Here is a 26255-nt window from a genome sequence, read left to right as displayed (position 1 = left end):
AGCAGCCCGCGCGGTGGGGGAAGGACACCCGGCGGGAGACAGGGCCGGTGCGCGGGGCGGGGTCAGCCGGCCGGGTCCAGGTCGAGGGTCATGGCGCGGTCGGCGATGAGCCGGCCGAGCTTCTCGATCAGCTCGGGGACGGGCCGCGAGCCCAGGTTGCGCCGCCCGCGGGCGCGGACGGACACCGAGTCGTTCTCCAGCTCACGGTCGCCGATGACCGCGACGTAGGGCACCTTCTGCTGCTCGGCCCTGCGGATCTTCGCCTGCATCGTGTTGTCGCTGTCGTCGAGTTCCGCGCGGACACCCGCGTCGCGCAGGCGGCGCCAGACGGCGGCGGCGCCGTCGGCCTGCCGGTCGCTGATCGGGACGACCCGTACCTGGACCGGGGCGAGCCACACCGGGAACGCGCCGGCGAAGTGCTCGATGAGGAACGCGACGAAACGCTCGTGCGAGCCGAGCGGCGCCCGGTGCAGGACGACCGCCTGCTCCGCCTCACCGTGCCGGTTGGTGAAGGTGAGACCGAACCGTTCGGGCATGTAGAGGTCGACCTGGTTCGTGGACGCGGCGAACTCCCGGCCGGTGACCGAGGTGAGGATGAAGTCGACTTTCGGCCCGTAGTGCGCCGCGCCGCCGATGTCCTCGACGTAGGGAATCCCGGAGCGTTCCATGGCGTCGCGGGTGATGCGTTCGGCGTCCTGCCACATCAGCTCGTCGCCGTGGTATTTCTCGGTGTTCTTCGGGTCCCGCAGGGCGAGGACCATGTGGTAGTCCTCGATGCCGAGCTTGTCGTAGTAGAGGGCGTGCAGGCGCATGACGGCGAGGAACTCGTCGATGGCCTGTTCCCGCGTGCAGTAGATGTGCGCGTCGTTCTGGGCGAAACCGCGTACCCGCATCATCCCGAACAGCTGGCCGGAGCGCTCGTAGCGGTAGACCGTGCCGTATTCGGCGAGCCGCAGCGGCAGTTCCCGGTAGCTGCGCGGGCGTGCCTTATACACCATGTGGTGGTGCGGGCAGTTCATCGGCTTGAGGTAGTACTCCTCGCCGTCGATGTCGATGGGCGAGTAGAGGTCGTCCGCGTAGTACGGCAGATGCCCGGAGATGTAGTACAGGTCGCTCTTGGTGATGTGCGGGGTGACGATGCGCTGGTAGCCGTGGGCGCGTTCGACCTCGCGCGCCCAGGTCTCCAGCTCGTCGCGCACGACGGTGCCGTTCGGCAGCCACAGCGGCAGCCCCTTGCCGACCGCCGGGCTGAAGGCGAACAGGTCCAGCGCCTCGCCGATGACCCGGTGGTCCCGCTTCTTGGCCTCCTCCAGCTGCCACAGGTAGTGGCGCAGCTCCTTGGGGGAGTCCATCACGGTGCCGTAGATGCGCTGGAGCTGCTGGCGTTTCTCGTCGCCCCGCCAGTAGGCGCCGCTGACCCGCAGCAACGCCACCGCGTCGGGGTGGACCACGCTGCTGTCCTCGATGTGCGGGCCGCGGCAGAGGTCCTCGAAGTCACCGCTCTCGTAGACCGACAGCTCGACCGGCCCCTCGATCGGCTCGCCGTTGTCGTCGACGCCGCCGGCGACGATGTCGCGGATGAGTTCCAGCTTCAGCGGCTGGTCGGCGAACCTGGTGGTGGCCTCGTCCGTGGTCAGCTCGTGCCGCTCGAAGCGCACACCGCCGCGGATGAGGGCGCGTACCCGCTCCTGGAGCTCGGTGAGGTCCTCCGGGGTGAGGGGACGCGGGAGCGCGAAGTCGTAGTAGAAGCCGTCCCGGGTCGGCGGGCCGACGCCCAGCTTGGCGTCCGGGAACTTCTCCACCACCGCGTGGGCGAGCAGGTGCGCCACCGAATGGCGCTTGGCGTAGAGCGTGGATGCCCGGTACTCGGCGTCAGTCTGGGGGACCTTGCTCATGACCGCCCCCCGCTCCGGCTGCCGTGGGCGCCGGTCAGCGGTGACCGGCCGCCGGGCCTTCTCTTACACATCACGTCGTCCTTGCCCTGTCTGCCTTGTCCGCGTCTGCCGTGCCCGCCGTGCCCGCGTGCCGTCCCCACGGGCGTGGGGACGGTCGGTGCACCGATTCCGCTGCGTCACCGCCACGGCACCGTCCGGTATGACCGGACACCCATGGCCGGATACGCCGGTGTCCCGCTGCCGGCACGCCCTGTTCCCAGCAGACCTTACTCGATACGGGAGTCGCCGATATCCGGCCCGCCGGCGGGCGGGCCGGGCCGTCCAGGGGTGGAACACGCCGGTCATCGCGCGTATTCGCCGACGCGGAACCGGCCCATGTTCGACTTGATCCATCCGATCGTCGTGGTGAGCCCGGTGTCGAGATCGACGCTGGGCGCCCAGCCGAGCAGTTCCCGGGCCAGCGCCGGGTTCGACACCAGCCGGGCGACCTCGCTGTGCGGCGGCCGCAGCCGGGCCCGGTCGACGTCGACGGCCAGTTTCCGGCCGAGCAGATCGCCGACCGCGGTGACGAGCTCCGCCACCGAGACGTCGTGCCCGGTGCCCAGGTGGACGGTCCGCCCGACGGCGGCGTCGGACTCCGCCGCGGCGAGGAAACCGGCGACGGTGTCCGAGACGAAGGTGAGGTCCCGGCGGGTGTCGAGTTCCCCGAGGCGCAGCGTCCCCCCGGCCAGCGCCTGGGTGATGACGGTGGTCGTGACCGCGCGGGCCGACTGGTGCGGGCCGTAGGTGTTGAACGGCCTGAGCACGGTCACCGGCAGCTGGTGCGAGCGGTGGAACGCCTCCATCAGCTGGTCGCCGCCTGTCTTGCTGGCGGCATAGGGGGACTGCGCCGCCAGCGGATGATTCTCGGTCATGGGAATGGTGCGGGCGGTGCCGTACACCTCGCTCGTCGAGGTGTGCACGACCCGGCGCACCCCCGCGCGCAGCGCGGCCTCGGCGACGTTCAGGGTCCCGAGGACGTTCGTCTCGAAGAAGTCCCGGGCGTTGACGTAGGAGTACGGGATGGCGATCTGCGCCCCGAGGTGGAAGACGACCTCCACGCCGGCGGCCGCCCGCGCCACCGGCTCGACGTCGCGCAGGTCACCGAAGACGATCTCCATGTCGCGGACGACGTGCTGGTCGTGCCATTCCAGGCTGCCCCGCTCGCCCCGGGAGTTGTACCGGAGAAAGGCGCGGACGTGGCTGCCGCCGCGGACGAGCGCGGCGGCCAGGTGCCCGCCGATGAACCCGCCCGCCCCCGTGACGAGCACTGTCCGCGCGATCACCGGGCGGGCCCGGCCGGCTGGCCGTCCAGCGCCTCCACCGTGGCCGCCGGGTCCGTTGCCGGTACCGTTCCGGTGGAGCCTGTGCCGGTCGGCGTCGTGCCTGTCGGTCTCGTGTCCGCCGGACCCGGGGCCGGCTGCGGCTGCGTCGCGCGGACGGGCCCGGCGTCCCGGGCGGGGCCCTGCCGGCCGCGCTGGGCGCGGGCGAGCCGTTCGGTCATGACCGCCGCCGCCGATCCGAGGACGAGGCCGGCCAGCGTGCTGATCGTCAGTACCAGCCAGGCCGGGGCGCCCGCGGCCGAGCGCGGGAGCGCGGCGTCCTGCAGCAGCGACATGGTGGGATCACCGCTGTCGCGGACCTGGCCCAGCTCGATCAGCCGCTGCTCGAGGTCGGCGGCGGTGGCGCTCTGCTGGCTGGCGGCGCCGGGCTGGTTGCGCAGCGCGTCGAGCCGGGCCTGGAGCGGGCGGGCCGAGGCGTCGACCAGCCGCCGCAGCGTGGCCTGCCGGGTGTCGATCAGGGAGTGCGCGTACGTGTTCGCGACATCCGTCGCGGTCCGCGCCGCGGGCGCGGCGGCCGTGACCTCAAGGATGTTGGTCTGCCCCTTCGGCATCACGTCGACGGCCCGCTGGACGCGTTCCGCCGTCCAGGGTGCGCCGAGCCGGGTGGCCGTGACCTGCGCGATGCCGCGGTTGTCCGTGGCGGCGGCGGCGGTCTGGATCGTCCGGATCGGGTCCCCCAGGTCGCGGACGAGCGGCAGCCCGAGCAGGTGGTCGTCGTCCTGCGCCAGCGGTGTCACGAGGACGTCCGCCCTGGCGTGGTAGGTGGTCGGGCGCAGGGCGAGCGCCAGCAGGCCGCCGCCGAGCGCGGCGAGCGTGACCAGCGTCACCAGCAGCCGGTGCGCCCGAAAGGCCCGCAGGTCGCCGGCGGGACGCTCGTCGTCCCGCCCCCACGCGGGGCCGTCCCGCCACGGCGGCGTCTCCGGAGCCGCCCCCGGAGCCGCCCCCGGCATCGGGGACGTCGGTGTGGATGGCGTCGTGGGACGTTTCTCCGGTGGCTTTATCGGTGGCTCCATGTCGTCACCTCGCAGGCGTCTCGTCGCCGCTGTCCCGGCGCCGGGAGCTTGTTCTGGCGAGTGCCAGGGCCTTCCCCGCCGCGGCCACGACCTGTTCCTGCTGGTCGTCGCGCATGTGGGCGAACATGGGCAGGGTGACCGTGCGTGCCGCGTACCGGTCCGTCAGCGGGAGTTCCCGCCGGGCCGCTTCCGGCGGGGCCGCGTGGACGGTGCTGCGGTGGACCGGCGGATAGTGGACGCTGGTCTGGATGCCCTGGTCGGACAGGTGGCCGCGAAAGGCGTCCCGGTCGGCGTCCGCGGGCAGCACGACGGTGAACAGATGATGCGAGCGGGCGCACCCGTCGTCCGCGGGACGGCCCGGGATCACGATGTCGAGGCCGCCCAGCGCCGCCCGGTAGCGGGCGTCCAGCCGGGCCCGCCGCTGGTTCTCCGCGGCCAGCCGCCGCAGCCGGCAGGCGGCCAGCGCGGCCCGCGGCTCGTCGATGCGGTAGTTGTAACCGAGTGCGACGACGTCGTACGTCTGCGCGTGGCCCCGGTGGCGGTCCCAGGTGAGCGTGGTCATGCCGTGGGAGCGCAGCAGCCGGACCCGGTCGGCGATCACCGGGTCCGCGGTCACCACGACGCCGCCCTCGCCGGCCGCGAGGTTCTTGTTCGCGAACATGCTGAAGGCGCCGGCGGCGCCGAAGGTGCCCAGGTGGCGGCCGTGCCACCACGACCCGGCGGCGTGTGCCGCGTCCTCGAGGAGGATCAGGCCGCGGCGGGCGCACAGGTCGCGCAGGGCGCCGATCTCCCCGGGGTGCCCGCCGTAGGCGACGTACAGGACGGCCTTCGTCCGGCTTGTGATCAGCTGCTCGCAGCCGGCCGCGGACAGCCACGGCCGCGCGAGCCCGGCGATGTCGGCGAAGACCGGTGTCGCGCCCGTGTAGCGCACGGCGTTGGCGGTCGCCACGAACGTCAGCGACGGGACGATCACCTCGTCCCCGGCGGTCAGCCCGGCCGCCAGGCACATCAGGTGCAGCGCCGCGGTCCCGTTCGTGACCGCGACGGCGTGCCGGGTGCCGACGAAGCGCGCGAAAAGCCCCTCGAACTCCTGGGTGCGCGGGCCCATGCTGAGCCATCCCGACCGGTAGGTGTCGGTCACCGCCCGCAGGTCGTCGTCCGCGATGACGAGATCCGACAGCGGCACGGCCCAGCCCGCCTCGGCCCGGTTCGTCATGGCCTGCTCTGTCATGGCCTGTTTCGTCATTGTCACTGCTCGGTGAGAAGTGAGACGTCCTGTACCGCCCGTTCGTATTCCTGGGGCGTGCCGATGTCGTACCAGGGGGCGTCACTGGGATATGCCGCGACCTTCTCACCGGCCGCGAGCAGGCGCTGGACCAGTTCCGGGAACTGGCATTCACCACGCGGGAGGTATTTCAGCGCCCGCGGCTCGTAGATGTAGACGCCCATGCTCACGTCGTAGTGCAGCGTCGGTTTCTCCCGGTAGGAGCTGACATAACCGTCCGTGGTCTCGAGCACGCCGAGATCGATGTCGACCGGGTTCTTGTGGGTGGCGATGGTCAGGGCGGCGCCGGCCTCGACATGGAAGTCGACCAGTTCACGGTAGTCGAGGCCGGTCAGCACGTCGCCGTTCATGGCGATGAACGTCTGGTCGAGACCGGGGACGGCCCGCAGCGCTCCGGCCGTGCCCAGCGGTCTTTCCTCCCAGTGCCAGTGCAGCTCCAGGCCCGGTTCGAGCCGGGCCTGGGAGAAATAGGCCGCGATGAGCCCGCCCAGATAGTTCACGCAGAGATCTATCCTGGTCACCCCGACGGCTCGCAGCCGGTCGATGATGTGCTGCAGGATCGGGCGTTCACCGACCGGCACGAGTGGTTTGGGGATGATTGTCGTGTACGGGCGCAGCCTGGTGCCGAGCCCGCCGGCAAGGACAACCGCCCTGATGTGCGACAGACCGTTCATCCCGTTCGTCCCGTTCATCGGCATCCCCATCCTCGGCCCCCCGGTGCGGAACCCGTCTGCTCCGGCAGGTGGCACGTCCGGCTCGCGTGTCGTTGGCAGAAGAATTCCGGACCAGCCGGAAGAGCTCTTTTCGCCCGTCGCACCCGACGGTTTTCCCGTCGTGCCCGGACTTGCTGTGGAGCTCGGTTCCCCCGTCATGTTCTGCTTTCCCGGCGTATTCGACATCGAAACGGCAGAACAGCACGAGCGGGGTCCACAGCAGCAGTTTGCAGTCGGTGGTGAGCCGACGGTCACCGGCGTACAGGCGGTCGAGCCGCACCTTCTCCGGCAGCAGGTCGTCGACGTAGCGGCGTACCGGGTCCACGTCCCGCCCGGCGCCGATCAGGTCGCCCTCGTCCCGGAAGACGAGCTGGGTCCATCCCGACAGACCGGGACGGACCGTCAGGATCTCCTGATAGGCCCGCGGGTGCAGGGCCACGAACCTGGGATCCTCCGGTCTCGGGCCGACCAGGCTCATCTGCCCGCGCAGGACGTGCCACAGCTGGGGGATCTCGTCGATGCGCCGGCGCGCGAGAAAGGCGCCGATACGGGTGAACCGTTCGTCGCCGGCCGCCGTCACCGGCGGCCCCGACGTCCCCACCCGCATTTTCCGGAATTTCAGGACGGCCAGTGGCCTGCCCTGATGGCCCACCCGCAGCGCCCGGTAGCACACCGGCCCCCTTGATTCGATCTTGATGGCAAGAGCGATCAGGAGCAGCGCGGGCAGGGCCAGCAGCAGCAGGACAGCCGCCAGCAGCATCTCGGCGACCATCTTCGTCCCAGCGAGAAGTGCCTCCCCGCGGGTCCGCCCGGTCGCACCCGTCGCGCTGGGCATTCCGCGGAAGACGGATCCTTCGCTGGACGGGCACCCCGCGGCCGAATGCGCGCGTTCCGCTACCGGATGTTCCGCCCGCGCGGGTTCTGTCGTCATGGGTCCCGGCGCCGAGATATCTGTCGTCGAGATTCCCGTCACCGAGATTCCCGTCACCGAGATATCCGGTGCCGAGATATCCGGTGCCGAGATGGTGGTGAAAGCTCGCCGGATGCGCTCCGATATCCCGGCCGTGGCGGTCGGAGCCGGTTCGGCCGCATGAAAATCGTCCGTACGACGGACCACGTCCTCCCCCTGCTTTCCACGTCGGCCGGTGGCGCACCGCCAGCCGGGCCCGGCGGATTCCACCGGTGGCCGGGCTGGGTCCGGCGGATCCCGCTGGATCCGGGGGCCGGAGGCCGGGCCGGACGGCCCGGGGCAGGTGTTCCACCGGTCGCCGACGGGTCTGGAAACCGCATCGTCACCGTACGTCCGCCCCTGCCGCCACCGGCTCCCCCATCGGCACCAACTCCGCTACGCCAGATGCGGGTGGCGGGAGCCGCCCGGGCCCGGCCTCCCCCCGGCGATGAAGCGGGCGACCCGGCCGGCCTCGGCTTCCAGGGTCACCGCCCGGGCCGTGTCCAGGCCGTGGGCGACCAGCCGATCCCGCAGGCCGGCGTCGTCGACGAGGCGGTTGATCGCGGCCACCAGCTCCCCGACGTCCGAGGGCGGCACGAGCAGGCCGGCGCGTCCCCCGTCGAGCGCGGCGCGCACGCCGCCGACGTCGGTCGCCACGACGGGCGTCCCACAGGCAAGGCCCTCCATCAGCACCTGCGGCACACCCTCGGTGAGCGAGACGTGCACGAGGATGTGCGCCTGCCGGTAGAACCGCAGCAGAGCCGGGCCGAAGGGGACGTAACCCCCGAAGACGACGCGCCCGTCGACGCCGAGCCGGCGGGCGTGCCGCCGGACCGCGTCCTCCAGCGGCCCGCGGCCGAGCAGCCGCAGCACATGGCGCCCCGGCCGCTGCCGCTCCAGGTGGGCGAGGGCGTCGACGAGCAGCAGGGGGTTCTTCTCCCGGTCGACACGGCCGACGGCGAGCAGTTCGAGTGGCCCTGTCCAGTCACGCTGTGGCACGGCCGTGGCGACGTCCCGGGCGGGGACCAGGGTGACCGTCATCGGCAGGACCGCCGCCCGCCGCCGCCCGCCGTGGCCGGGAAACCCGTGGCCGGGAAACCCGTGGCCGGGAAACCCGGCCCACCGGCGCTGTTCCCATCGGCGTAACCGCAACCACAACCGGAGTCGAGGCCGGAGTCGAGGCCGGGCGCCGGAACGGGATCGGCGGGAGCCATATCCGCGGGCGAGTTCCGTCCCGACGACCGTTGTCGGCAGCCACCGCGCCAACAGACGGTAGCTCCTGTCCAGTGCCCAGACCGGCACGAGCGCCGGTGCCCACCGGCGGCCGGGCAGGCGGCTGCGGAAGTAGGCGGGGGTGTCCTGACGGACCCCGAGGACGACCCGTCTTCGCCGCAGGAGAGCGAGCGCGATCAGGAGCATCGCGAACGGGTTCGGCCCGAGCACCCACACGACGTCCACCCGCGCCAGTCCCCGCCACATCCCGGTGGCGGTGCCGGCCGCCGCGCGCGCCAACGCGCCCAGCCGGCGCAGGCTGGCGTAGTACGGCAGCGCGACGAGTTCGGTGCCGGGCGGCAGGACGTGGTCCGCGGGCCGGTCCGCGCGGAGTGTGCGGCCGAAGAGGACGAGCCGGTCGAAGTGCTGCCCGACCGCGCAGGTGAAGAGGAGGAACGCCTGGTCGGAGGAGATCCGCGGACCGTCGGCGGTCCGCTCAAGCCGGAAGACGTCGTCGGAGTAGACGCCCAGGCGTCCGTCCATGTTCGGTCATCATTCGGTCATCCCGATCGGTGTTCGGTGACAAAGAATGCCAAAAAGCGGCACAAGAACGGCCAGAGGAGGCAAGATTGCCACCTTTGATCATTGGCATTAAGCGGATAGTCATCAGCGTAGTCCGGCTCCCGGCAGCGGGCCAGTCCTCCTGGCGCGCCGGCAACGGCGGGGACGGCGGGGACGACGGACGACAGCGGCAGGGCCGAGAGCCGCTGGCCCGTCGCCTCCCGGGCCGGTGCGCCAGGAGGACGCGAAGAAGAACGCGCGGTAGTGAGCGGACGGCCGTGAGCGGACGGCCGTGAGCGGACGGCGAGCGGCGGACAGCGGACAGTGGATATAGGCTGCCGAGAATGGCCGCGCCTTGGCGGGGGGATGGCGACGGCGGCCCCCGGCATCCCAGCTTCGTCTCGTCGGCGCTCGCGACCTGGGGCACACAGCTTGCGGTCGCCGTCCTCTCCCTCGCCAACGTCCTGATCGTCGCGCGGTCACTGGGCGCCACGGGCCGGGGCGACGTCGCCTTCCTCACGGTGATCGCCTACGTCGTCTCCCAGCTCTCCCTGCTGGGCGTGGAACAGGCGAACGTCAACTTCGCCTCGGCCGAACCCGGGCTGCGGCCGGCGCTGGCGACCAACTCGGTGCTGCTCGCCCTCCTGCTGGGGACGGCCGCCGCCGGCGCGGTCGGCGGCCTGATCGCGCTCTTCCCCCAGGTCGGCGGGCATTCGTCGGCCGGGCTGCGCTGGCTGGTCCTCGCATCGGTCCCACTGTTGATCATGCAGGTCTACCTGCTGTTCCTGGCACAGGCCGACTACGCCTTCGGGTTCGCGAACGCGGTGTACCTGCTCGCCCCGCTGGTGAACGTCACCGTCGACGGCCTGCTCGCCGCCCTCGGCATGCTCAGCGTCGCCGTCGCGGTCGCCGCCTGCATCGGCGGCCAGGTGCTGGGCACCGCGCTGATGGCCTGGTATGTGGGACGCCGCGCGGCCGGGTTCGGCCGCCCCGACCTGCGCCTGGCGCGACGGTCGCTCGGCTTCGGGATGAAGGCGCACGCCGGGCAGACGATGCTGCTCGCCAACTACAAGCTCGACCAGTGGCTCGTCGGCGCCATCGCCGGTGCCCACCAGCTGGGTGTCTACAGCGTGGCGGTCGCCTGGGCCGAGGCGCTGTTCTATCTGCCGACGGCGCTGGCCGCCGTGCAGCGCCCGGACCTGGTGCGTTCCCATGGGGGCGATGCCGGCCCGCAGGCCGCGGCCGTGTTCCGGGTGGCGGTCCTTATCACGTTTCTGGTCGGCGCCGGTCTGGTCCTGGCCGCGCCTTTTCTCTGCGTGACCGTCTTCGGCGCCGAGTTCCAGGACTCGGTCGTCCAGCTGCGCGTTCTGACGGTGGGCGCGTTCGGGGTCGTCGCGCTCAAGCTGCTGGGCAACGCGCTGACCGCGCGGGGGAAACCGCTGCTGGAGACCGCCGCGGTGGGCATCGCGTTCGCCGCCACGGTGGCGCTCGACATCATGCTCATCCCCGGGCACGGCGGTGTCGGAGCGTCGGTCGCCTCGGTGCTGGCGTATTCGGCCGGCGGGATCGCGGTCGCGGTCATCTTCGCGCGGGCGTTGGGGACGGGCTGGGGCATTCTTGTCCCGCGATGGGGTGACGCGCGCGTGCTCGGGCGCGTCGGCCTGCGCTTCTCAGCGCGGCTGGTGCCCTCCCGGGCGGCGACGGTGAACACATTCCGCGGCGACGGATGACCCGTTTTTTCGTTTCAGCCGTTTCAGCCGTGTCGCCGTGGCCGGTCGAGAAGCCCGCGCAGGGTGCCGAGGGCGTAGCCCGCGTGCAGCGCCCCGAAACAGGCCGCGACCCTGGCTGTCATCGCCGGAAACCCGTCCGGGTGGCCCCCGGCGACGGTCATGCCGGGAACGGGCCCGCCTCGGCGCGCGCGTCTCACCGCCGTGGCCGCCGACAGCGACGCGGCGGCGGGATATGCCAGCGCACCAACGGTGAGGGCCGTCCGCGCCCTGGCGGCAAGGACCGCCCGATGCGTTCTGGACGCAAAGACCGACGCTCCCGCCAGCCCCACAAGTGCGAGCAGGAAGGACGCCGGCGCCAGATGCCGGGGCCGGAGCATGCCGTGGTGTGCCCGGCACACCCGTACCCGGGCCCGGCCATATCCGTAGTACTGGCCGAACGCGGCCCGCCAGGAGGGCCGAGCCAGATAGTGGAACCCGATCGAGGTGTCGAGCACTATGCGGTAGCCGGCCCGCCGCAGCCGCCAGTTCAGCTCCTCGTCCTCGCCGCAGACCATGTCGGGGTCGAAAAGGCCGACACGTTCGAGCGCCGCCCGCCGGTAGATCCCGCACTGGACGGTGTCGACGAACGCGTGTTCCGCCCGGCCCGCGTATTCGCTGCCCCCGACACCGAAACGGCACGTGCGGGCGAGTGCGGCCGCCGCGCCGAACCGGGTGTCGCCGTGCTGCCGCGGCCGTCCGCCCACACAGGCGACGTCGGGCGGGCCGTCCCGCAGCACGGCGACAGCACGGCGCAGGAAGTCACGCTCCGGGTAGCCGTGCGCATCCACCTTCGCGACCAGGCCGTTGCCGGAGAGGCTGATGGCGAGGTTCAACGCCGCGGGCAGGTTGCGGCGCCGCCCGTCGGCTATCACGCTCAGGCGCCGGTCGGTGGCCGCCCGTTCGGCCGCGATCGCGACGGTGCGGTCCCGGGAGCCGCCGTCGACCAGCCAGACCCGCACCAGTTCCGCCGGATAGTCCTGCGCCAGCACTGCGTCCAGGCAGCACCCGACGTAGCGTTCCTCGTCATATGTCGAGATGATGACGTCTATCGTTTCCCGCTCTGTCATTTCCTGGTCCGTCGTTTCCCGGTCTGTTTCCTCTCGGTTTGCTGTCTCCTGGTCTGCCGTTTCCTGGTCGGCTGTTCTTCGGGCCAGGGTGTTCCCGTCCGGGGTGTTCCAGACCGTGATGTCACGCTGGCCGGCCGGTGGCACGGCGCCCTCCGTCCCGGCATTCTCGGCCGCCATGTCAGGGTGCCGGGCGAGCTGCCACGTCCGGCGTGCCGACCTTGGGAGGCTCTTTCCCGGGACGTTCGTGCTCGGCGTGCCATCCGGTTTCCCCCTGGATATCCCCGCGGGCGACACCGGCGATGATGTACCGCCAGTTCCGCGGGGTGACCCGTTCGCACAGGGCCCGGTCGACGGTGCCGAGCGCCCGCCGCTGCCGTTCGGAACGGCCGAATCCACCGAGTATCCCCAGCGTCGTGTAGTCGACCGTCCCGAACGCGGACAACAGCCCGACGGCATCCTCGGCCGACAGATAACTGCATCCCTTCCGGCCCCAGCCGAAATGGGTGCGGAAGAAACCGTGGATTCTCGTCCCCGCCGCGTTCTCCGCGAACCACAGCTCGCCGCCGGGTTTCAGCGCCCGGTACATGTTCGCGACCGCCTTCCGCTGCGGGACGGGCCAGCTGTCACCGCCGGTGGTCATTCCCGGCAGCAGGGACTTGAAGGCGACGACGTCGAAGGCGGCCGTGTACGGGAGGTTCAGCACGTCGATCCGCTCGTAGGTGACCGCGTCGCCGACGCCGTACTCGGCGTGCAGCCGCCGGGCGGCCGGCGACGGCTCCTGAAGGCCGGAGCACACGACCTGGAATCCCTTCGTGGCCAGCCACAGCGAGAGGCCACCATGCGTCCCACCGAAACCGATCTCGAGGACGCTGGGGGTGGCCGCGTCTGCCCCGCCATTTTTCCCCCGGAATCCGCCGTCGTCCCGGAACCTGCTGTTTCCCCGGAACCTGCTGTGCTCCTCCCAGAAGGACAGGCATCTCGACCAGTTCGTCACGTCCCAGCCGATGCTGTCGCGGAGGAGGCTCGCTCGGTCCATGTCCGCTCCTCTGCCCCCGTACGCGTGAAGTAACCAGGTCCGGCCCCATCGTCGACGTTTGGTCACAGGACGTGACGTGACTGCGCGCTGACTCGTGATCTAGCGCAGGGTCGCGCAGGGGGTGGGCTCGAGGGAGGCGGTGTTGTCGTGCGGCTGGCCGAGGGCGAGGACCCGCATGTGGGTGAGCAGGCTGGGCGGCAGGTCGACGTACGTCTGGTCCCCCCAGGGGTAGGGCACCGTGGTCGACAGCGGGTTCTGCGCGACGAGACCGACGCCGCCGCCCGTGTCGCCGAGGATCATCCCGTACCGCTGGAGCGCGCGAGCAACGATCGTTTCGTACGGGTTGAGGCCGAGGGCGGAGAGGTCCACGCCCGGGTCGAGCTGGAGGCGCGCACCCTCGGGGATCGCGCCGGCATTCGTGCTCCGCCCGTCGCCCTCGGTGGCCGGCAGGACGGGGGCGCCGGCTCTCGTGTCCGGATAGGCGAAGAACAGGGCGTGCCGGATCTCGCCGTCCCGTAGCTCCTCGGGGCGGATCACCCCCGCGGCACCGGCCGCGCCCGAACCGGTCGCCGACAGGCCGCGGGGGTACCAGCCCGGCCCGGCCGTGGAGGTCGCGTTCGCCCAGGACGCCGACCATCCGCCGTCGGCGCCCCGCACCGCCTGCCAGAAGTCGTACTCGCACCCGGTCGCACGGTCGACGATCACCATGTGGCCGTCGCCGGCCGGGTCGGGGACGGCGTTCGCGGGGATCGGGACGTCGGAGATCGTCGACGCCGGTGCCCACGGGGCGGTCAGTGTGACGGTGTGTCGTGGGGTGGCCGCGTCGGCGTGGTACAGCGGCCTCGACCACTCCCCGACCGCGATCACGAAGCTTCGTGATCGCGCGGCCTCGACGACCGTGTGCAGCATCGTGGCCGAGTGCGCGTCGGCCTGCGCGTCCCCTGGGACCGGGGTGTTCCACGGGCTCGTCGGCGCGTAGAGCGCTGGCGCCGGTGCGCCGGCCGAGGGGGGCGGCGGGGTGGGCGCCGGCGGCCGCGGCTCCTGGCAGGCCTGGAGACCGGCGCCCGCCACCAGCGCCAGCAGAGCCGACAGCAACACGGCAGCTCGGTGCCGGGCCCGGGATCGCGGACCGCGGGGAACATCCGGGCCGGACGGAGTGGACGATCCGGATATTTCGAACGGACCGGACAACGGCGCGGGCAGGTGATTTCTGGGCACACTACTTCCTCACGGGAACGAACCCCCCCGGGCGGAGGCACCCTAACAGCTTCCTCCCGGTACACCCAAATCCGAACAACGACGTATGGACGCACACATCGGTATCATCACGCCGACAGTCCGGCGAAACACATGGAGTCAGCGCGGACCATCCGTGCCGCGACCGCGGGAATCATGTCGCTCACCGTTCGTCGGGATATGTCCGGATGCGCATGGAATCCCGGTACCGATGGTGATGCCCACCAAATCCCGGATGATTCCCCTGCCGTACCCGACGGATACATGCCGCGCCGCGCCAGCGCGGCCACCGCCAGTGGCAGTCGCCGATGATTCCGCCCGTATGCCGATCCGCGACGGCAAGTTCGACCAGTAGTCCGGCGCCGACCGATCCAGGGGTGGTGTACCCCGGGGTCGCCGACGCTGGCCGCTCCTGGCTGGAGGCGGGACGGCCGGAGCAGGCCATCCCGCTGTTGGACGATGGACTGCGCCTGTTCGGGCACAGCCAGCCGCGCAACCGCCTGCTGCACGGGGTATCCCTCGCCCAGGCCATGCTGCTCACCCGCCAGCCAGATGGCGCGGTCCAGGCCACCGATCAGGCACTCGCTTTGACCGCCGGACAAGACTCCGGCCGCGTCCGCACCCGCCTCGCCGAGCTGCGCACCGCACTCGCCGCGTCGACGGCGAGCCAGGCCATCGAGGCCGCCGACAGGGTCGCGGCCGCATCCACGCGTAGCCTGGTGGCGCTGGAGGGCACGCACAGAGGGCACGAGGAGACCCCGTTCATGTGGCTGGCCACGAACGTCCCACTCGCCTCGCTGACCACGCTGCGCCCTCGGTGGCCCCGCCCAGGAAGTGGCCGTCCTCGACGACCCTGGCGACTTTCCCGAACTCGTCGCCGCCGCCGGTCGCGCGGGGAGTGCGCCAAGGGTCATCGGGGCCGGCAGCAACCTCCTGGCTGCCGATGACGGCACGGTCCGCATCGAGGCCGACCAGCGGGCGGCCGCGTCCGGGCTGTGCACACCGGCGGTCGCGTCCCGCAGCCCCGCTCTGGTCGAGGGCGGCTCACTGGCTTACCTCACCATCCGCCGGACAGCCACGCCGGGACGCTGGCAGCTCGGCGCCATCGGCCACGGCCCCGACGGCCGCCAGCTCGCCGCCCGCGTCATCGGCCAGATCGACGTCTGGGACCGGGGCCCGTACCGCCGATCCCGAACTGCTCGTGTTCCCCACCGGGGTGCCCATACCGGACACCACAAGAGGAAAGATAATTCTCAAGCCCGACAACCGGCTGATTCTGCGCTACTGAAGGCGGTCCCGGCCGGGCCGCGCGCTGTGTCGCGGAGCGCATACGGCATACCGCCGCGGTGGCCGGGTACGAGTCAGTGGTCCTCGTTGTCGAGCGAGGACACGGTTGTCGGGCGAAGAGATTTCGCGAGTATTGGGGGAAGTTTATGATGGCGCCGACCGACACGGCCCGCGGTATCCGTCGGGGCGTGTCGTGAGGGTGGTTCTCTGCGACGGCCATCGCATGTTCGTCGAAGGTATGGCGACGATGCTGACCGCGCGCGGCTGGACGGTGTGCGCGGTGGCGTTCACCGCCGCCGACGCCGAGAACGCGATCCGATGTCACCGGCCCGACCTGGGGATGATCGACCTCGGTTTCCCGGACGGCGACGGCCTGGATCTGATTCGTTCCCTCGCCGGCCTGGCACCGGTGACGAATCTGCTGCTGCTCACCGGCTCCACCGACGTCGCGGCGATCAGTGCCGCCATCCGGGCCGGTGCCGGCGGGATGGCGTCCAAGACGCAGGACATCGAACGGGTCATCGCGATCGCGGAACGCGTCGGCCGTGGAAAGACGATGACCAACGTGTGCGCCGTCGTGCGAGGTGCGCGCACCCCCCGCCGCTCCGGCGCGCCGGCCACCGTTGACACCCTGCTGACCAGCCGGGAGCGGGACGTGCTCGTCCGGCTCGGGCGGGGGCAGAGCACCGCCGTTCTCGCGGCGGATCTCGGTATCACGGTGAACACGGCACGCTCGCACATCCAGAACGTGCTGACCAAACTCGGCGTACACAGCCGGCTGGAAGCCGCCGCGCTGGCGGCCAGGTCCGGCCTGCTGGACCGCGCCGGCTGACCCCGCTTTCCCTCGCGGCCCCGGCCGGCCCTCCCACGACAGGGATCCTGAGGTTCCTGCCCTGCCGGGGCCCCTGCCACGACAGGGCTTCTTCCACAATTGACGCGCCTTCGGCCGGCCCTTCCGCGAGCGATTCCCGGGCTGATCGCAGGTGCGTCGGAGGTGTGCTGGAAGCACCCGGACGGTACATGTCCAGCATGCAACCGAGCCGGCTACTGATCGTCGATTCCCAGCGTGCCTTCAGCAGTGTCATCGCCGCCGCCATACGTATCGAGAACGATTTCACGGTGCTGGACGCGGTGCCCAGCCTGGAGACGGCGAACAGGATTCTGGACATGCGTCAGGTGGACATTCTTCTACTTGACGTGGAACTGCTCGGTGAAGACGCGGCCGAACTCGCCAGGCGACTGCGACGGCTGTGCGAACGGCTGCCGACGATCGTTGTGACCGATCTGGACGACCCACGTCTGGCCGCCGCCGCGGTACGCGCCGGAGTACGTTCGTGGGTGCCGAAACGGCTGGGCCTGCGCCACCTGATATCCGTGGTACGAGGTATTCGTGACGGTGAGAGCTGGTTTCCGCCGTCCCTGCTGGGGGCTGTTCTCACCGAGCTGGCACGGTCGGCGCAGCCGTCCCCCGCGCAGCGGAAGCTCGCCACCCTCACCCGCCGCGAACGGCAGATCCTGCAGTGCATGGTGAACGGGCTCGACCGCGGCGCCATCGCCGCCCAGCTGTTCCTGTCCTCGAACACCGTGCGCACCCACGTCCAGAACCTGCTCGGCAAGCTTGAGGTCCATTCCGGGCTGGCGGCGGTCGCGTTGGCCGCCCGCGCCGGTATCGCTCTCGACGGAGCACCGGACGAGGCGGCGGATTTCGTGGTGGCCTTCGACGGCGCGGCCGGGCCCTGGCCGCCGGCAGGGCTCAGCCGACGCTGACGGACGCAGACGGGCGCCCGCGACGAGGGCGGCGCGTTCGACGGCAGGACCCTGCCGTTGTCGGGTTTACGCGGCAATGCGGCGGACGGGCGTGACGGCGAGCCTGGACGCCGGGCGCCGTCATCCAGTCGCCTGGCTGTACGTAACCGTATGTTCACTCTGTTGCCGCCGGTCGTCCGCGGACGACCGGCAATGTTGTCGTCATGACAGAGCCGCCGGTGGTCATATTCGGCCAGAGCGCCGATGGTGACAGATGGTGGGCGGTGTTGCCCTCCGCCGAGGTCCTGCGCGCGTCGCGTTTCGACGATCTTCTCGCCCGTGTGGAGCGCGCGATGGCCGGGCAGGCGCCCGGCCGCCCGTTCGCCCTCATGCTCGACCACCGCGGCACCCGCGAGCCGGGCGTCACCCCGCGTCCACGCCGCCGCGGCCGCCGGCCGGCCCGCCCCTCCCAGCCGTCCACCGGGTAGGAACCGGTCACGCGGTCCAGCCACGCGGTGCCACCTACTCCATCCGGCTGCGGGGAGGACGAGCTGGAACCGGGCGCCGTCCTCACCCGTCCCCGCACCTGTGACCATGGTCTGCTCCCGTCGCCGGACCCCGTCGGGTGAGCTCCGGGCGCGGTGGGCGTGCGACGCCACCGCCACCGCCACCGCCGGGGCCGGGGGGATGTGTGGTGGTGTGAACCGGGCGGAGAATCCGGACAGTTCCCGCCCGGTGGGCGGCGGGCCGCCATCGTATTAGCCGATGCTTTCGCGGGGCACCGGTGCCGGTGGTTCTCCGGCCGCTTCCGGGACCGTGCGCCGGGACGGATGGGGCGGAAATGTTAACGGCCGGCCGGCGGAACCGCATCCGCCACTGTCACGCCCCGTCAGAAAAACGGGTGAAGATGGCAATGTTTACCATCACACGGCGGCCGGGCATCCTGGAGCAAGGCGCCGGTTCCTGAAGCCAGCGGCTTACCGGCCGACCATGAAGGGAAACGACATGAAGCTCGTGAAAAAGCCCCTGTACCTGCTGCCCGCGGTGGGCGTGGCCCTCTCTGCGGTCCTGGTCGCCCCGGCGGCCGCGCAGGCGGCTCCGTCAACGGGCCATTTCGACAAGTCGTACGGGAGCGGGTACGACTACGGTAAGTACGACTTCAAGTCATATGGTTTCAAGGACTTCGACCACAAGAAATTCGACCACGACTGGTACGGTTATGGCTGGTACGACCACGGCAAATGGTACGACGGCCATGGCTGGTACGACGGGCACGGCAAGTTCCACCAGGACGAGTCCTACAAGTAGGCACAGGACAAATCCTGCAAGTAGGTGCAGGGCAAGTCCTGCAAGTAGGTGCAGGGCAAGTCCTGCAAGTAGGTGGGAGTCACCGGCCCCATGGTGACGGGAGCCGGGTGAACGACCCCGTTCGTCCGCCGGGAAAGCCGGTGGGACAGTCAGCCGCCGGCTGGCTCATGCCGGCCATGACGGCGCCCGCAGGAATCCCACGGCCGGGACATCGTGCCTGAGACCGCCGGCGCGCACCGGCACCTTTCCGCCGGACGACGGGGAGAGAAATCCGCGGGCCGCCCACGACACCGGGCGGCCCGCGGGCCCATCTGTGGCCACCATTCTCCCGCGTGGCAACGGCCGCCGGTGCATGGCCGGCGACCAGCCCGGGGCGGGAGCCGGGCCGGTGCCGGGTGTTCCCGCCGGCGGTATCCGGTCAGGTGTTCTCGCCGGGGCCTTCGAGGTCGCCTTCGAGGTCGAGGTAGGTCTGGCGGAGGCCGTCGAGGGTGGCGGGGTCCGGCTTCTCCCACAGGCCGCGGTCGGCGGCCTCCAGCAGGCGTTCGGCGATGCCGCGCAGCGCCCACGGGTTGGACGCCCGCATGAAGTCGCGGGTTTCCGGGTCGAAGACGTAGGAGGCGGCCAGCGACTCGTACATCCAGTCCTGGACGACACCGGCGGTGGCGTCGTAGCCGAACAGGTAGTCCACGGTCGCGGCCAGCTCGAACGCGCCCTTGTAGCCGTGGCGGCGCATCGCCGCGATCCACCGCGGGTTGACCACCCGGGCGCGGAAGACCCGGTGGGTCTCCTCCCGCAGGGTGCGGGTGCGCACCGCGTCCGGTACGGCGCTGTCGCCGATGTAGGCGGCCGGGGACGCGCCGGTGAGCGCCCGCACCGCCGCCACCATCCCGCCGTGGTACTGGAAGTAGTCGTCGGAGTCGACCAGGTCATGCTCGCGGGTGTCGGCGTTCTTCACCGCCACCTGGATGCGGCGGAACGCCTGCTCCATGTCGGCGCGGGCCTGACGCCCGTCGAGGCCGCGGCCGTAGGCGTAGCCGCCCCAGACCGCGTACACCTCGGCGAGGTCGGCGTCCGAACGCCACTCCCGTGAGTCGATCAGGGGCAGCAGGCCGGCGCCGTACGCCCCTGGCTTCGAGCCGAAGATCCGGCTGGTCGCCCGCCGCCGGTCGCCGTGGGCGGCGCCGTCGCGGGCGAGGTCGGCGCGGACGTGCGCGGCGAGCAGGTTGTCGGCGTCGGCCTCGTCGTCGAGCCCGGCGACGGTGGTGATCGCGTCGTCGAGCAGGGCGATCACGTGCGGGAAGGCGTCCCGGAAGAAACCGGAGATCCGCACCACCACGTCCACCCGGGGCCGGCCGAGCTCAGCCAGCGCCACCACCTCGAAACCGGTCACCCGTCGGGAGGCGTCGTCCCAGGTCGGACGGCAGCCGAGCAGCGCCAGCACCTCCGCGATGTCGTCACCCTGCGTGCGCATGGCGGAGGTGCCCCAGACGGTCAGGCCCACCGAGGCCGGGTAGGAGCCGGTGTCGGCGAGGTGGCGGGCCAGCAGCGAGTCGGCGAGCGCCCGGCCGGTCTCCCAGGCCAGCCGGGACGGGATCGCCTTCGGGTCGACCGAGCAGAAGTTCCGCCCGGTCGGCAGCACGCCCACCAGCCCCCGGGTGGGCGAGCCGGACGGCCCGGGGGGCACGAACCCGCCGCCCAGCGCCCGCAGCACGTTGGTGATCTCGTCGGAGGTCCGGTCCAGGCGCGGCACCACCTCGGCGGCGGCGAACGCGAGCACCCGTTCGACCTCGGCGTACCCGGGGCCGCAGGCGCCGCCGCCAGCCTCGCCGCCGCCAGCCTCGCCGCCGCCAGCCTCGCCGCCGCCGGTTGTCCCGGTGTCTTCGGCCGCTTCGGCGTCCCCGGTGGCTCCGGTGGCTCCGATGCCCTCGACGGTGCCGGGAGCTTCGGCGAGGGCGTTGCCGGCGGCGCCTGCGGCGGTGTTGCCGCTGCTCCCCGCGCTGCCGCTGCCCGTGGTCATGCTCCCCGCGTTCTCCTCGGCGGCGGGCTGGGCGGCGCCGGATGGGAGAGCGTCAGTGGGAAGAACACTGTCCGTGAGGACGTCCGCGCACACCCTGGCCGCCGCGGCCGGGTCCCAGCCGGTGGCTTCCATGCCGGCGACGAGCGCGCGGGCGGCCGCCTCGAAACCGTCGACCTTCACCCGCGCGGCACCGCCGCCCTCGACCAGGCCGAGCGCGGCCCGCAGGCCCGGCAGCGCCCCCGCCGTGCCGCCCCACACCTGCGACGCCCGCAGGATCGCCAGCACCAGGTTCACCCGCGCGTCCCCGGCCGGGACGTCGCCGAGGATGTGCAGGCCGTCGCGGATCTGGGTGTCCTTCACCTCGCAGAGGTAGCCGTCGACGTGCAGCAGGAAGTCGTCGAAGTCGTCGTCGCCGGGACGCTCGTCCAGCCCGAGATCGTGGTGGAGCTGGGCGGCCTGGATCAGCGTCCAGATCTGGGCGCGGACCGCCGGCAGCTTGGCCGGGTCGAGCGCGGCCAGGGTGGCGTGCTCGTCCAGGAGCTGTTCCAGCCGGGCCATGTCACCGTAGGTGTCGGCGCGGGCCATCGGCGGCACCAGATGGTCGACGATGACCGCGTGCGCCCGGCGCTTGGCCTGTGTGCCCTCCCCGGGGTCGTTGACCAGGAACGGGTAGACCAGCGGCAGGTCGCCGAGGACCGCGTCCGGCGCGCACCCGGCCGACAGGCCGAGGCCCTTGCCGGGCAGCCACTCCAGCGTGCCGTGCTTGCCCAGGTGCACGACCGCGTCCGCGCCGAACTCCTCGTCCAGCCAGCGGTAGGCGGCCAGGTAGTGGTGGGACGGCGGCAGGTCCGGATCGTGGTAGATCGCCACCGGGTTCTCTCCGAACCCGCGCGGCGGCTGGATCATGAGCAGGACGTTGCCGAACCGCAGCGCGGCCAGCACGATCGCGGGCTCCGGCCCGTCCGCGGGCCGCGGCCGGCCGCCACCCCCGCCGCCTGCGCCGCCCCGGTCGTTCCCGCCGCCGGAGCCGCCGGGAACGTCACCGGGAGTGAGTACGGGCGGGTCGACGTAGAGGCTGCCGGGCGGATCGCCCCAGTGCCGGAGCATCCCTTCGCGCAGGGACGCCGGCAGCGCGTCGAACCAGCGCCGGTACACGCCCGCCGGCACCCGTGCCGGGGCGGCCGCGAGCTGCTGTTCGGTCAGCCACTCGACGTCGTGCCCGCCGGCGGCGATGAGCGTGTGGATGAGCGTGTCCCCGTCGGTGGGGACACCCCGTCCGCCCGGCCCGTTCTCGCCCAGGTCGTAGCCGGCGGCCCGCAGCGCGGCCAGCAGCCGGATGGCGGACGCCGGGGTGTCCAGGCCCACGGCGTTGCCGACCCGGGCGTGCTTGGTCGGGTACGACGACAGCACCAGCGCGATCTTCTTCTCGACGTTCGGGACGTGGCGCAGCCGGGCGAGCCGGGCGGCGGTCCCGGCCAGCCGGGCGGCGCGCTCGGGGTCGGCCAGGTAGACGGGCACCCCGTCCGGCCCGGATTCCTTGAACGAGAACGGCACGGTGATGATCCGGCCGTCGAACTCGGGGATCGCGACCTGCATGGCCGCGTCCATCGGCGACAGCCCCGCGTCGCTGCCCGCCCACTGCGCCCGCGACGACGTCAGGCACAGGCCCTGGAGCACGGGGATGTCGAGCGCGGCGAGCGCGCCGATGTCCCAGGCCTCCTCGTCCCCGCCGGCGGACGCGTCCGCCGGGCGGGTGCCGCCGGCCGCGAGCATCGTCACGATCAGCACGTCCACCCCGGCCAGCAGCGGGAGGACGTCGTCGGACGCCGAGCCCAGCCCGCGCAGGGAGGCGGCGAACACCGGCCGGGCATTGGCCCCGCGCGCCTCCAGCGCGTCGCACAGCACGTCCACGAAGGCGGTGTTCCCGGACGTCGCGTGCGCCCGGTAGAACACGACACCGACGGTGGGACGGTCCGTCTTCGCCGCGCGCATGCCGTGCACCCCGGCGGCGGGCATCGGCGTGGGCGGGGCGAACCCGAACCCGGTCAGCAGCAGCGTGTCGGCGAGGAAGCGGTACAGCTCGGCGAGGTTCGCCGCGCCGCCCTCCACCAGGTAGGCGAGCGCCTCGGTGGCGACGCCGGCCGGCACGGTGGAACGGCGCATCAGGTCGGCGTCGGGCACCGCCTCCCCGCCGAGGACGACCGTGGGCAGCCCGGCGGCGAGCGCCGCCGCCAGCCCGTCGGGCCACGCCCGCTGCCCCCCGAGCAGCCGGACGACCACCGCGTCCGCGCCCCGCAGCAGGCCGGGGACGCCGTCGGCGGCGAGCCGGGCCGGGTTCGCCACCCGCCACGGCATCCCGCTGGCCCGGGCCGCCAACAGCTCGGTGTCGGCGGTGGACAGCAGAACGATCACCGGCTCGCTGCCAGGAGGTGTCACGTCGATACTCCCGATGAGAAGAAAGGATCAGCCGGCGGACGGGTGCGGCACGCGAACCCAGGTGGTCGACGTCCTGGTCCCGGGTGGGACGTCGGTGTTTCAGGAGATGGCCAGGCAGCCGTCGGAGAGAACGATCTCCCGGGGGAGGCCGGTGGCGCGTCCGGCTCCGATGTCGTCCATGCCGGGCCGGGTGGCGGCCCGTGGGCCGTTGTCATGCGCGGCACCCGGTACCTCCGCGGCACCCGGTACCTCACCGCCGTGCCGCTGCCCGGCGTTGCGGACCTGCCACCGCATGCTGACCCTCACAGTCCGGTCGACCAACGGCATACCAACGGCACACTGTAGCCGGACGGGACGGGCCAGGGGCTGTTCCGCCGGATCCGGGCTCTTCGGCCACCCTCGCCCACCCTCGCCCACCTCTGCCGGCCGGCGTCCGCGGACACGGGAACAACGGGAACAACGGGAACGGCCAGCCGGGCAATGAGCCGGGCAATAAGCCGGCAGAAGCGGGACGCGGATGGTCGGCCCAGGCCGGGCCGCGCGTCACGCGACCGGTGTTTCCCGCGGTCAGCAGGATGTGAGCAGGCAGGCGTTCTTGTCCCACCAGGAGGCCACGGAGACGGCCGACTGGTCCTCCCGGACCGCCACGACGCGCTCGGAGTCGAACGCCCAGTTGATCTGGAACTTGCCGTCCTTCAGGAAGATGCACACCTTGCGGCCCAGCGTCTCCTTGACGGAGCCCGACGAGTGGTACCAGGTGGTGTTCGCCTCCTGGCCCTCCTTGCAGTTGCCCAGGCCGTTGACGGAGCCCGCGGCGCGGTCCAGGTACGCGTTCAGGTCCGCGACGGTCCGGTAGCGCAGGAACTGGATCTTGGTGGAGTCCGTGGCGGTCTCGCACGTGATCGCGGTCAGGGCGTTCCAGGGGGCCACCGACTCCAGGTCGGGACGGCTGTAGCAGGAGCGACGATCGATCTTGCTGCTGCTCAGCAGCGCGCAGACGGCCGCCTGATCGGTGTCAAGGGCCGGCGAGGCCGTCCCCGGCGTGCACGGCGGCCGGGACGTCGGCGTCGTACGGACCGGGCTCGGCGTGTGGCTCCTGGTCGGCGTGGGCGTGGGTGCGGGTGTCCTGGTGGACGGCGAGGTCGAGGGCGGGGGCGGCGGCGGGGGCTGCACCGTCCCGCTGCCGGTGAGGGCCAGGGCCACCAGCGGCCCCAGCACCGCCGTCAGCACAGCCACGAGGGAGGGAATGACGATATTGGGATTTCGCCACCACGGGTCGTTCGACAAGCTCGGTACCCCCTTGAGAGCCTGTTCCGACTTCGGCGCCTCTTCCGGGCCTTCCGCCCGCCCGGATGGTCATTACCCGGGCAGGCCTGACCACTCCCGCGGATCCTGCTCGTCCCGGCCAGACCGGTATACAGCGCCTGACGCTGTGACGGGAAACAGATGAGCGGATCCCCGCCGACGGATTACCGACAGGCCAGGACGAGCCGATCATCGGCCGGCGCGCCGGCCGGGACGAACGACAGCCGTTCCGGATCACGTCGAGCCGGCCATAACGGTCATTTCTCCGGACGGCCGGTGGGCGGCCGTCCGCGCGGCGCCCGGCGGCCGGCCGTGGGGCCGCTGTCACCTCGGTGCTCCCGGCGGGACGAAGGGCAGGCCGGCCGGCGGGCCGCCCTCGAGCAGCCGGCGGACGGCCGCGGTGTCGAGATGGTCCGCGACCAGGTCGCCGAGGGCGTCCAGGCGGCGGCGGCGGACGTCGGCGAAACAGGTGCGGGCCGGGGTGAACGAGCGCCCGGCGCGGGCCGCCACGTCGATGAGGAACACCCGGCGGAACTCGTCGTTCTCCAGCAGCCCGTGCCAGCTCGTGCCGGCGACCGCGCCGGCCCGCACCCCGTCCGCGGCGAACGGCTCGGCGGCCGATCCCCCGACCGCCCCTCTCGCCGACCCACCCGCCGACGCCGCGACCGGCCCGGTGTCGTGGACGGTGAGCCGGCCATGGCGGATCTCGTAGCCGGTCACGGTCAGGCCGTCGGGGGTCGTCCCGATACGGCGGCCGAGCAGCTTGTCGGGGGCGAAGGCGGTGGTCACCGGCAGCAGGCCGAGGCCGTCGACCGTCCCGGCGCCGGATTCGACCGGGTCGTCGATGCGCCGGCCGAGCATCTGGTAGCCGCCGCAGATCCCCAACACCGGCCGGCCCCGCGCGGCCCGGGCGCGCAGGGCGGCGTCCAGGCCGCGCCGGCGCAGCCAGCCGAGGTCGTCGACGGTCGCCCGGGTTCCGGGGACGACCACCAGATCGGCGTCGGTGAGGTCGTCGGGGCGGGTCGCGAAGCCCACCAGCACCCCGGGCTCGGCCCGCAGCGCGTCGATGTCGGTGATGTTGGACAGCCGCGGCAGCCGGATCACCGCCACCCGCAGGACGTCCCCCGGGTAGCTGTTGGTGCTGCTGCCGCCGGTACTACCGGTACCGTCGGCGGCAGTTTCGTCACTGTGGGTGTCGGCAGCGTTGGGTGTGCCGGCGCTGCCGGCGTCCGGGTGGGCCGGGTAGGAGGCCGGATAGGAGGCGAGGTCCAGGGAGTCCTCGACGTCCAGCCACAGCCCGGAGCGCCACGGCAGCACCCCGTGTACCGGACGGCCGGTGAGCCGTTCGAGCTGGCGCAGCCCGGGCTCGAGCAGCCGGGGGTCGCCGCGGAACTTGTTGACGATCCAGCCGGCGACCAGCGCCTGGTCGCCGGCGTCGAGCAGCGCGAGGGTGCCGAACAGGGCGGCGAACACCCCGCCGCGGTCGATGTCGCCGACGACGAGCACCGGCAGGTTCGCGGCCCGGGCCAGGCCCATGTTCGCGATGTCGGTGTCCCGCAGGTTGATCTCCGCGGGGGAGCCGGCGCCCTCGCAGATCACCGCGTCGAACCGGCCGCGCAGGTCGGCCAGGCAGTCCGCGACGATGCCGGCCAGCCGCGCCTTGTACGGGCGGTAGCCCAGCGCGTCGACCTCGGCGACCGGGCGGCCCAGCACGACGAGCTGGCTGTGCCGGTCGCTGCCGGGTTTGAGCAGCACCGGGTTCATCGCCGCCTCCGGCTCGACCCCGGCGGCGGCGGCCTGCATCGCCTGGGCCCGGCCGATCTCCGCGCCGTCCGCGGTCACCACCGAGTTCAGCGCCATGTTCTGCGCCTTGAACGGCGCGACCCGCACGCCTTCGCGGGCGAGCCAGCGGCACAGCCCGGCGGTGACGACGCTCTTGCCCGCGTCCGACGCCGTCCCGGCGACCAGCAGCGCTCCCCCGCTCACCGCCGGCCCCGCCGGCCCGGCCGGGCAGCGGCCCGCGCGCGAGCCGGGGAAG

General features: G+C 72.2%; 21 protein-coding genes. 7 read left to right on the top strand and 14 right to left on the bottom strand.

The window, feature by feature from the left end; genetic code table 11:
* Nucleotides 1–62 precede the first annotated feature (62 nt).
* The 6 genes from thrS to NBX02_RS11395 all read right to left on the bottom strand — a co-directional run bounded on the left by thrS (nt 63) and on the right by NBX02_RS11395 (nt 7123).
* Nucleotides 63–1895 carry a threonine--tRNA ligase gene (thrS, locus tag NBX02_RS11420; RefSeq protein ID WP_250280679.1) on the bottom strand — a complete coding sequence of 611 codons (1833 nt, stop codon included), beginning with the start codon at nt 1893–1895 and terminating at the stop codon, nt 63–65.
* Between the two features lie 341 nt (nt 1896–2236).
* Complete coding sequence (locus NBX02_RS11415) at nt 2237–3217, bottom strand: SDR family NAD(P)-dependent oxidoreductase (protein ID WP_445548378.1); 981 nt, start codon at nt 3215–3217, stop codon at nt 2237–2239.
* Nucleotides 3217–4227, bottom strand: a complete 1011-nt coding sequence (locus NBX02_RS11410; RefSeq protein WP_250291269.1) for a hypothetical protein — start codon at nt 4225–4227, stop codon at nt 3217–3219. Before NBX02_RS11410 ends, NBX02_RS11415 begins: the two co-directional genes overlap by 1 nt.
* Nucleotides 4228–4294: 67 nt before the next feature.
* The gene (locus tag NBX02_RS11405) at nt 4295–5521 is read right to left on the bottom strand and encodes a DegT/DnrJ/EryC1/StrS aminotransferase family protein (protein WP_250291268.1); all 1227 of its coding nucleotides are present in this window, start codon (nt 5519–5521) and stop codon (nt 4295–4297) included.
* Nucleotides 5522–5538: 17 nt separating this feature from the next.
* Nucleotides 5539–6249 (bottom strand): sugar phosphate nucleotidyltransferase, encoded by a 711-nt coding sequence (locus NBX02_RS11400; protein WP_250280673.1) that lies wholly within the window; start codon nt 6247–6249, stop codon nt 5539–5541.
* Nucleotides 6143–7123 carry a sugar transferase gene (locus NBX02_RS11395; protein WP_250291266.1) on the bottom strand — a complete coding sequence of 327 codons (981 nt, stop codon included), beginning with the start codon at nt 7121–7123 and terminating at the stop codon, nt 6143–6145. Before NBX02_RS11395 ends, NBX02_RS11400 begins: the two co-directional genes overlap by 107 nt.
* Before the next feature lie 94 nt (nt 7124–7217).
* Here NBX02_RS11395 and NBX02_RS11390 point away from each other — a divergent pair, with 94 nt between their 5' ends.
* Nucleotides 7218–7382: a hypothetical protein gene (locus tag NBX02_RS11390; RefSeq protein WP_250291265.1), complete on the top strand. Its 165-nt coding sequence runs from the start codon at nt 7218–7220 to the stop codon at nt 7380–7382.
* Between the two features lie 251 nt (nt 7383–7633).
* On the opposite strand, the gene NBX02_RS11385 is transcribed toward NBX02_RS11390, so the two are convergent.
* Nucleotides 7634–8992 carry a glycosyltransferase gene (locus NBX02_RS11385; RefSeq protein ID WP_250280669.1) on the bottom strand — a complete coding sequence of 453 codons (1359 nt, stop codon included), beginning with the start codon at nt 8990–8992 and terminating at the stop codon, nt 7634–7636.
* Nucleotides 8993–9354: 362 nt separating this feature from the next.
* Between NBX02_RS11385 and NBX02_RS11380 the strand changes: the two genes are divergently transcribed.
* Nucleotides 9355–10740, top strand: a complete 1386-nt coding sequence (locus tag NBX02_RS11380) for an oligosaccharide flippase family protein (RefSeq protein ID WP_250280667.1) — start codon at nt 9355–9357, stop codon at nt 10738–10740.
* A 23-nt stretch (nt 10741–10763) separates the two neighbouring features.
* On the opposite strand, the gene NBX02_RS11375 is transcribed toward NBX02_RS11380, so the two are convergent.
* The 3 genes from NBX02_RS11375 to NBX02_RS11365 form a co-directional block, all read right to left on the bottom strand.
* Complete coding sequence (locus NBX02_RS11375) at nt 10764–11846, bottom strand: glycosyltransferase family 2 protein (protein ID WP_250280664.1); 1083 nt, start codon at nt 11844–11846, stop codon at nt 10764–10766.
* 178 nt (nt 11847–12024) lie between these two features.
* On the bottom strand, nt 12025–12882 hold the full coding sequence (locus NBX02_RS11370) for a class I SAM-dependent methyltransferase (protein ID WP_250280662.1): 858 nt from the start codon (nt 12880–12882) through the stop codon (nt 12025–12027).
* A gap of 99 nt (nt 12883–12981) precedes the next feature.
* A complete protein-coding gene (locus tag NBX02_RS11365; RefSeq protein WP_250280660.1) occupies nt 12982–13980 on the bottom strand; it encodes a hypothetical protein in 999 nt (332 codons plus the stop codon).
* A 515-nt stretch (nt 13981–14495) separates the two neighbouring features.
* Here NBX02_RS11365 and NBX02_RS11360 point away from each other — a divergent pair.
* The 5 genes from NBX02_RS11360 to NBX02_RS11340 all read left to right on the top strand — a co-directional run bounded on the left by NBX02_RS11360 (nt 14496) and on the right by NBX02_RS11340 (nt 18459).
* Complete coding sequence (locus NBX02_RS11360; protein WP_250280658.1) at nt 14496–15065, top strand: tetratricopeptide repeat protein; 570 nt, start codon at nt 14496–14498, stop codon at nt 15063–15065.
* Nucleotides 15066–15598: 533 nt separating this feature from the next.
* Entirely contained in the window at nt 15599–16237 is a 639-nt protein-coding gene (locus NBX02_RS11355; protein ID WP_445548375.1) for a response regulator, read from the top strand.
* Nucleotides 16238–16425: 188 nt separating this feature from the next.
* Nucleotides 16426–17172, top strand: coding sequence for a response regulator transcription factor (locus NBX02_RS11350; protein WP_250280655.1), 747 nt, complete (start codon nt 16426–16428; stop codon nt 17170–17172).
* A 203-nt stretch (nt 17173–17375) separates the two neighbouring features.
* The gene (locus NBX02_RS11345) at nt 17376–17639 is read left to right on the top strand and encodes a hypothetical protein (protein WP_250280653.1); all 264 of its coding nucleotides are present in this window, start codon (nt 17376–17378) and stop codon (nt 17637–17639) included.
* A 517-nt stretch (nt 17640–18156) separates the two neighbouring features.
* Nucleotides 18157–18459: a hypothetical protein gene (locus NBX02_RS11340; protein WP_250280651.1), complete on the top strand. Its 303-nt coding sequence runs from the start codon at nt 18157–18159 to the stop codon at nt 18457–18459.
* A gap of 418 nt (nt 18460–18877) precedes the next feature.
* On the opposite strand, the gene NBX02_RS11335 is transcribed toward NBX02_RS11340, so the two are convergent.
* The 4 genes from NBX02_RS11335 to NBX02_RS11320 form a co-directional block, all read right to left on the bottom strand.
* On the bottom strand, nt 18878–22831 hold the full coding sequence (locus NBX02_RS11335) for a cobaltochelatase subunit CobN (protein ID WP_445548377.1): 3954 nt from the start codon (nt 22829–22831) through the stop codon (nt 18878–18880).
* Nucleotides 22832–23011: 180 nt separating this feature from the next.
* Nucleotides 23012–23206 (bottom strand): hypothetical protein, encoded by a 195-nt coding sequence (locus NBX02_RS11330; RefSeq protein WP_250280646.1) that lies wholly within the window; start codon nt 23204–23206, stop codon nt 23012–23014.
* 273 nt (nt 23207–23479) lie between these two features.
* Complete coding sequence (locus tag NBX02_RS11325; protein ID WP_250280644.1) at nt 23480–24148, bottom strand: hypothetical protein; 669 nt, start codon at nt 24146–24148, stop codon at nt 23480–23482.
* 393 nt (nt 24149–24541) lie between these two features.
* Entirely contained in the window at nt 24542–26203 is a 1662-nt protein-coding gene (locus tag NBX02_RS11320; protein ID WP_250291289.1) for a cobyric acid synthase, read from the bottom strand.
* Nucleotides 26204–26255 lie beyond the last annotated feature (52 nt).

The organism is Protofrankia sp. CiP1_Cm_nod1, assembly GCF_920888515.1.
Classification (GTDB): domain Bacteria; phylum Actinomycetota; class Actinomycetes; order Frankiales; family Frankiaceae; genus Protofrankia.
The sequence above is the reverse complement of the archived record's forward strand: the minus strand, read 5'-3'. Positions and strand labels throughout refer to the sequence as shown.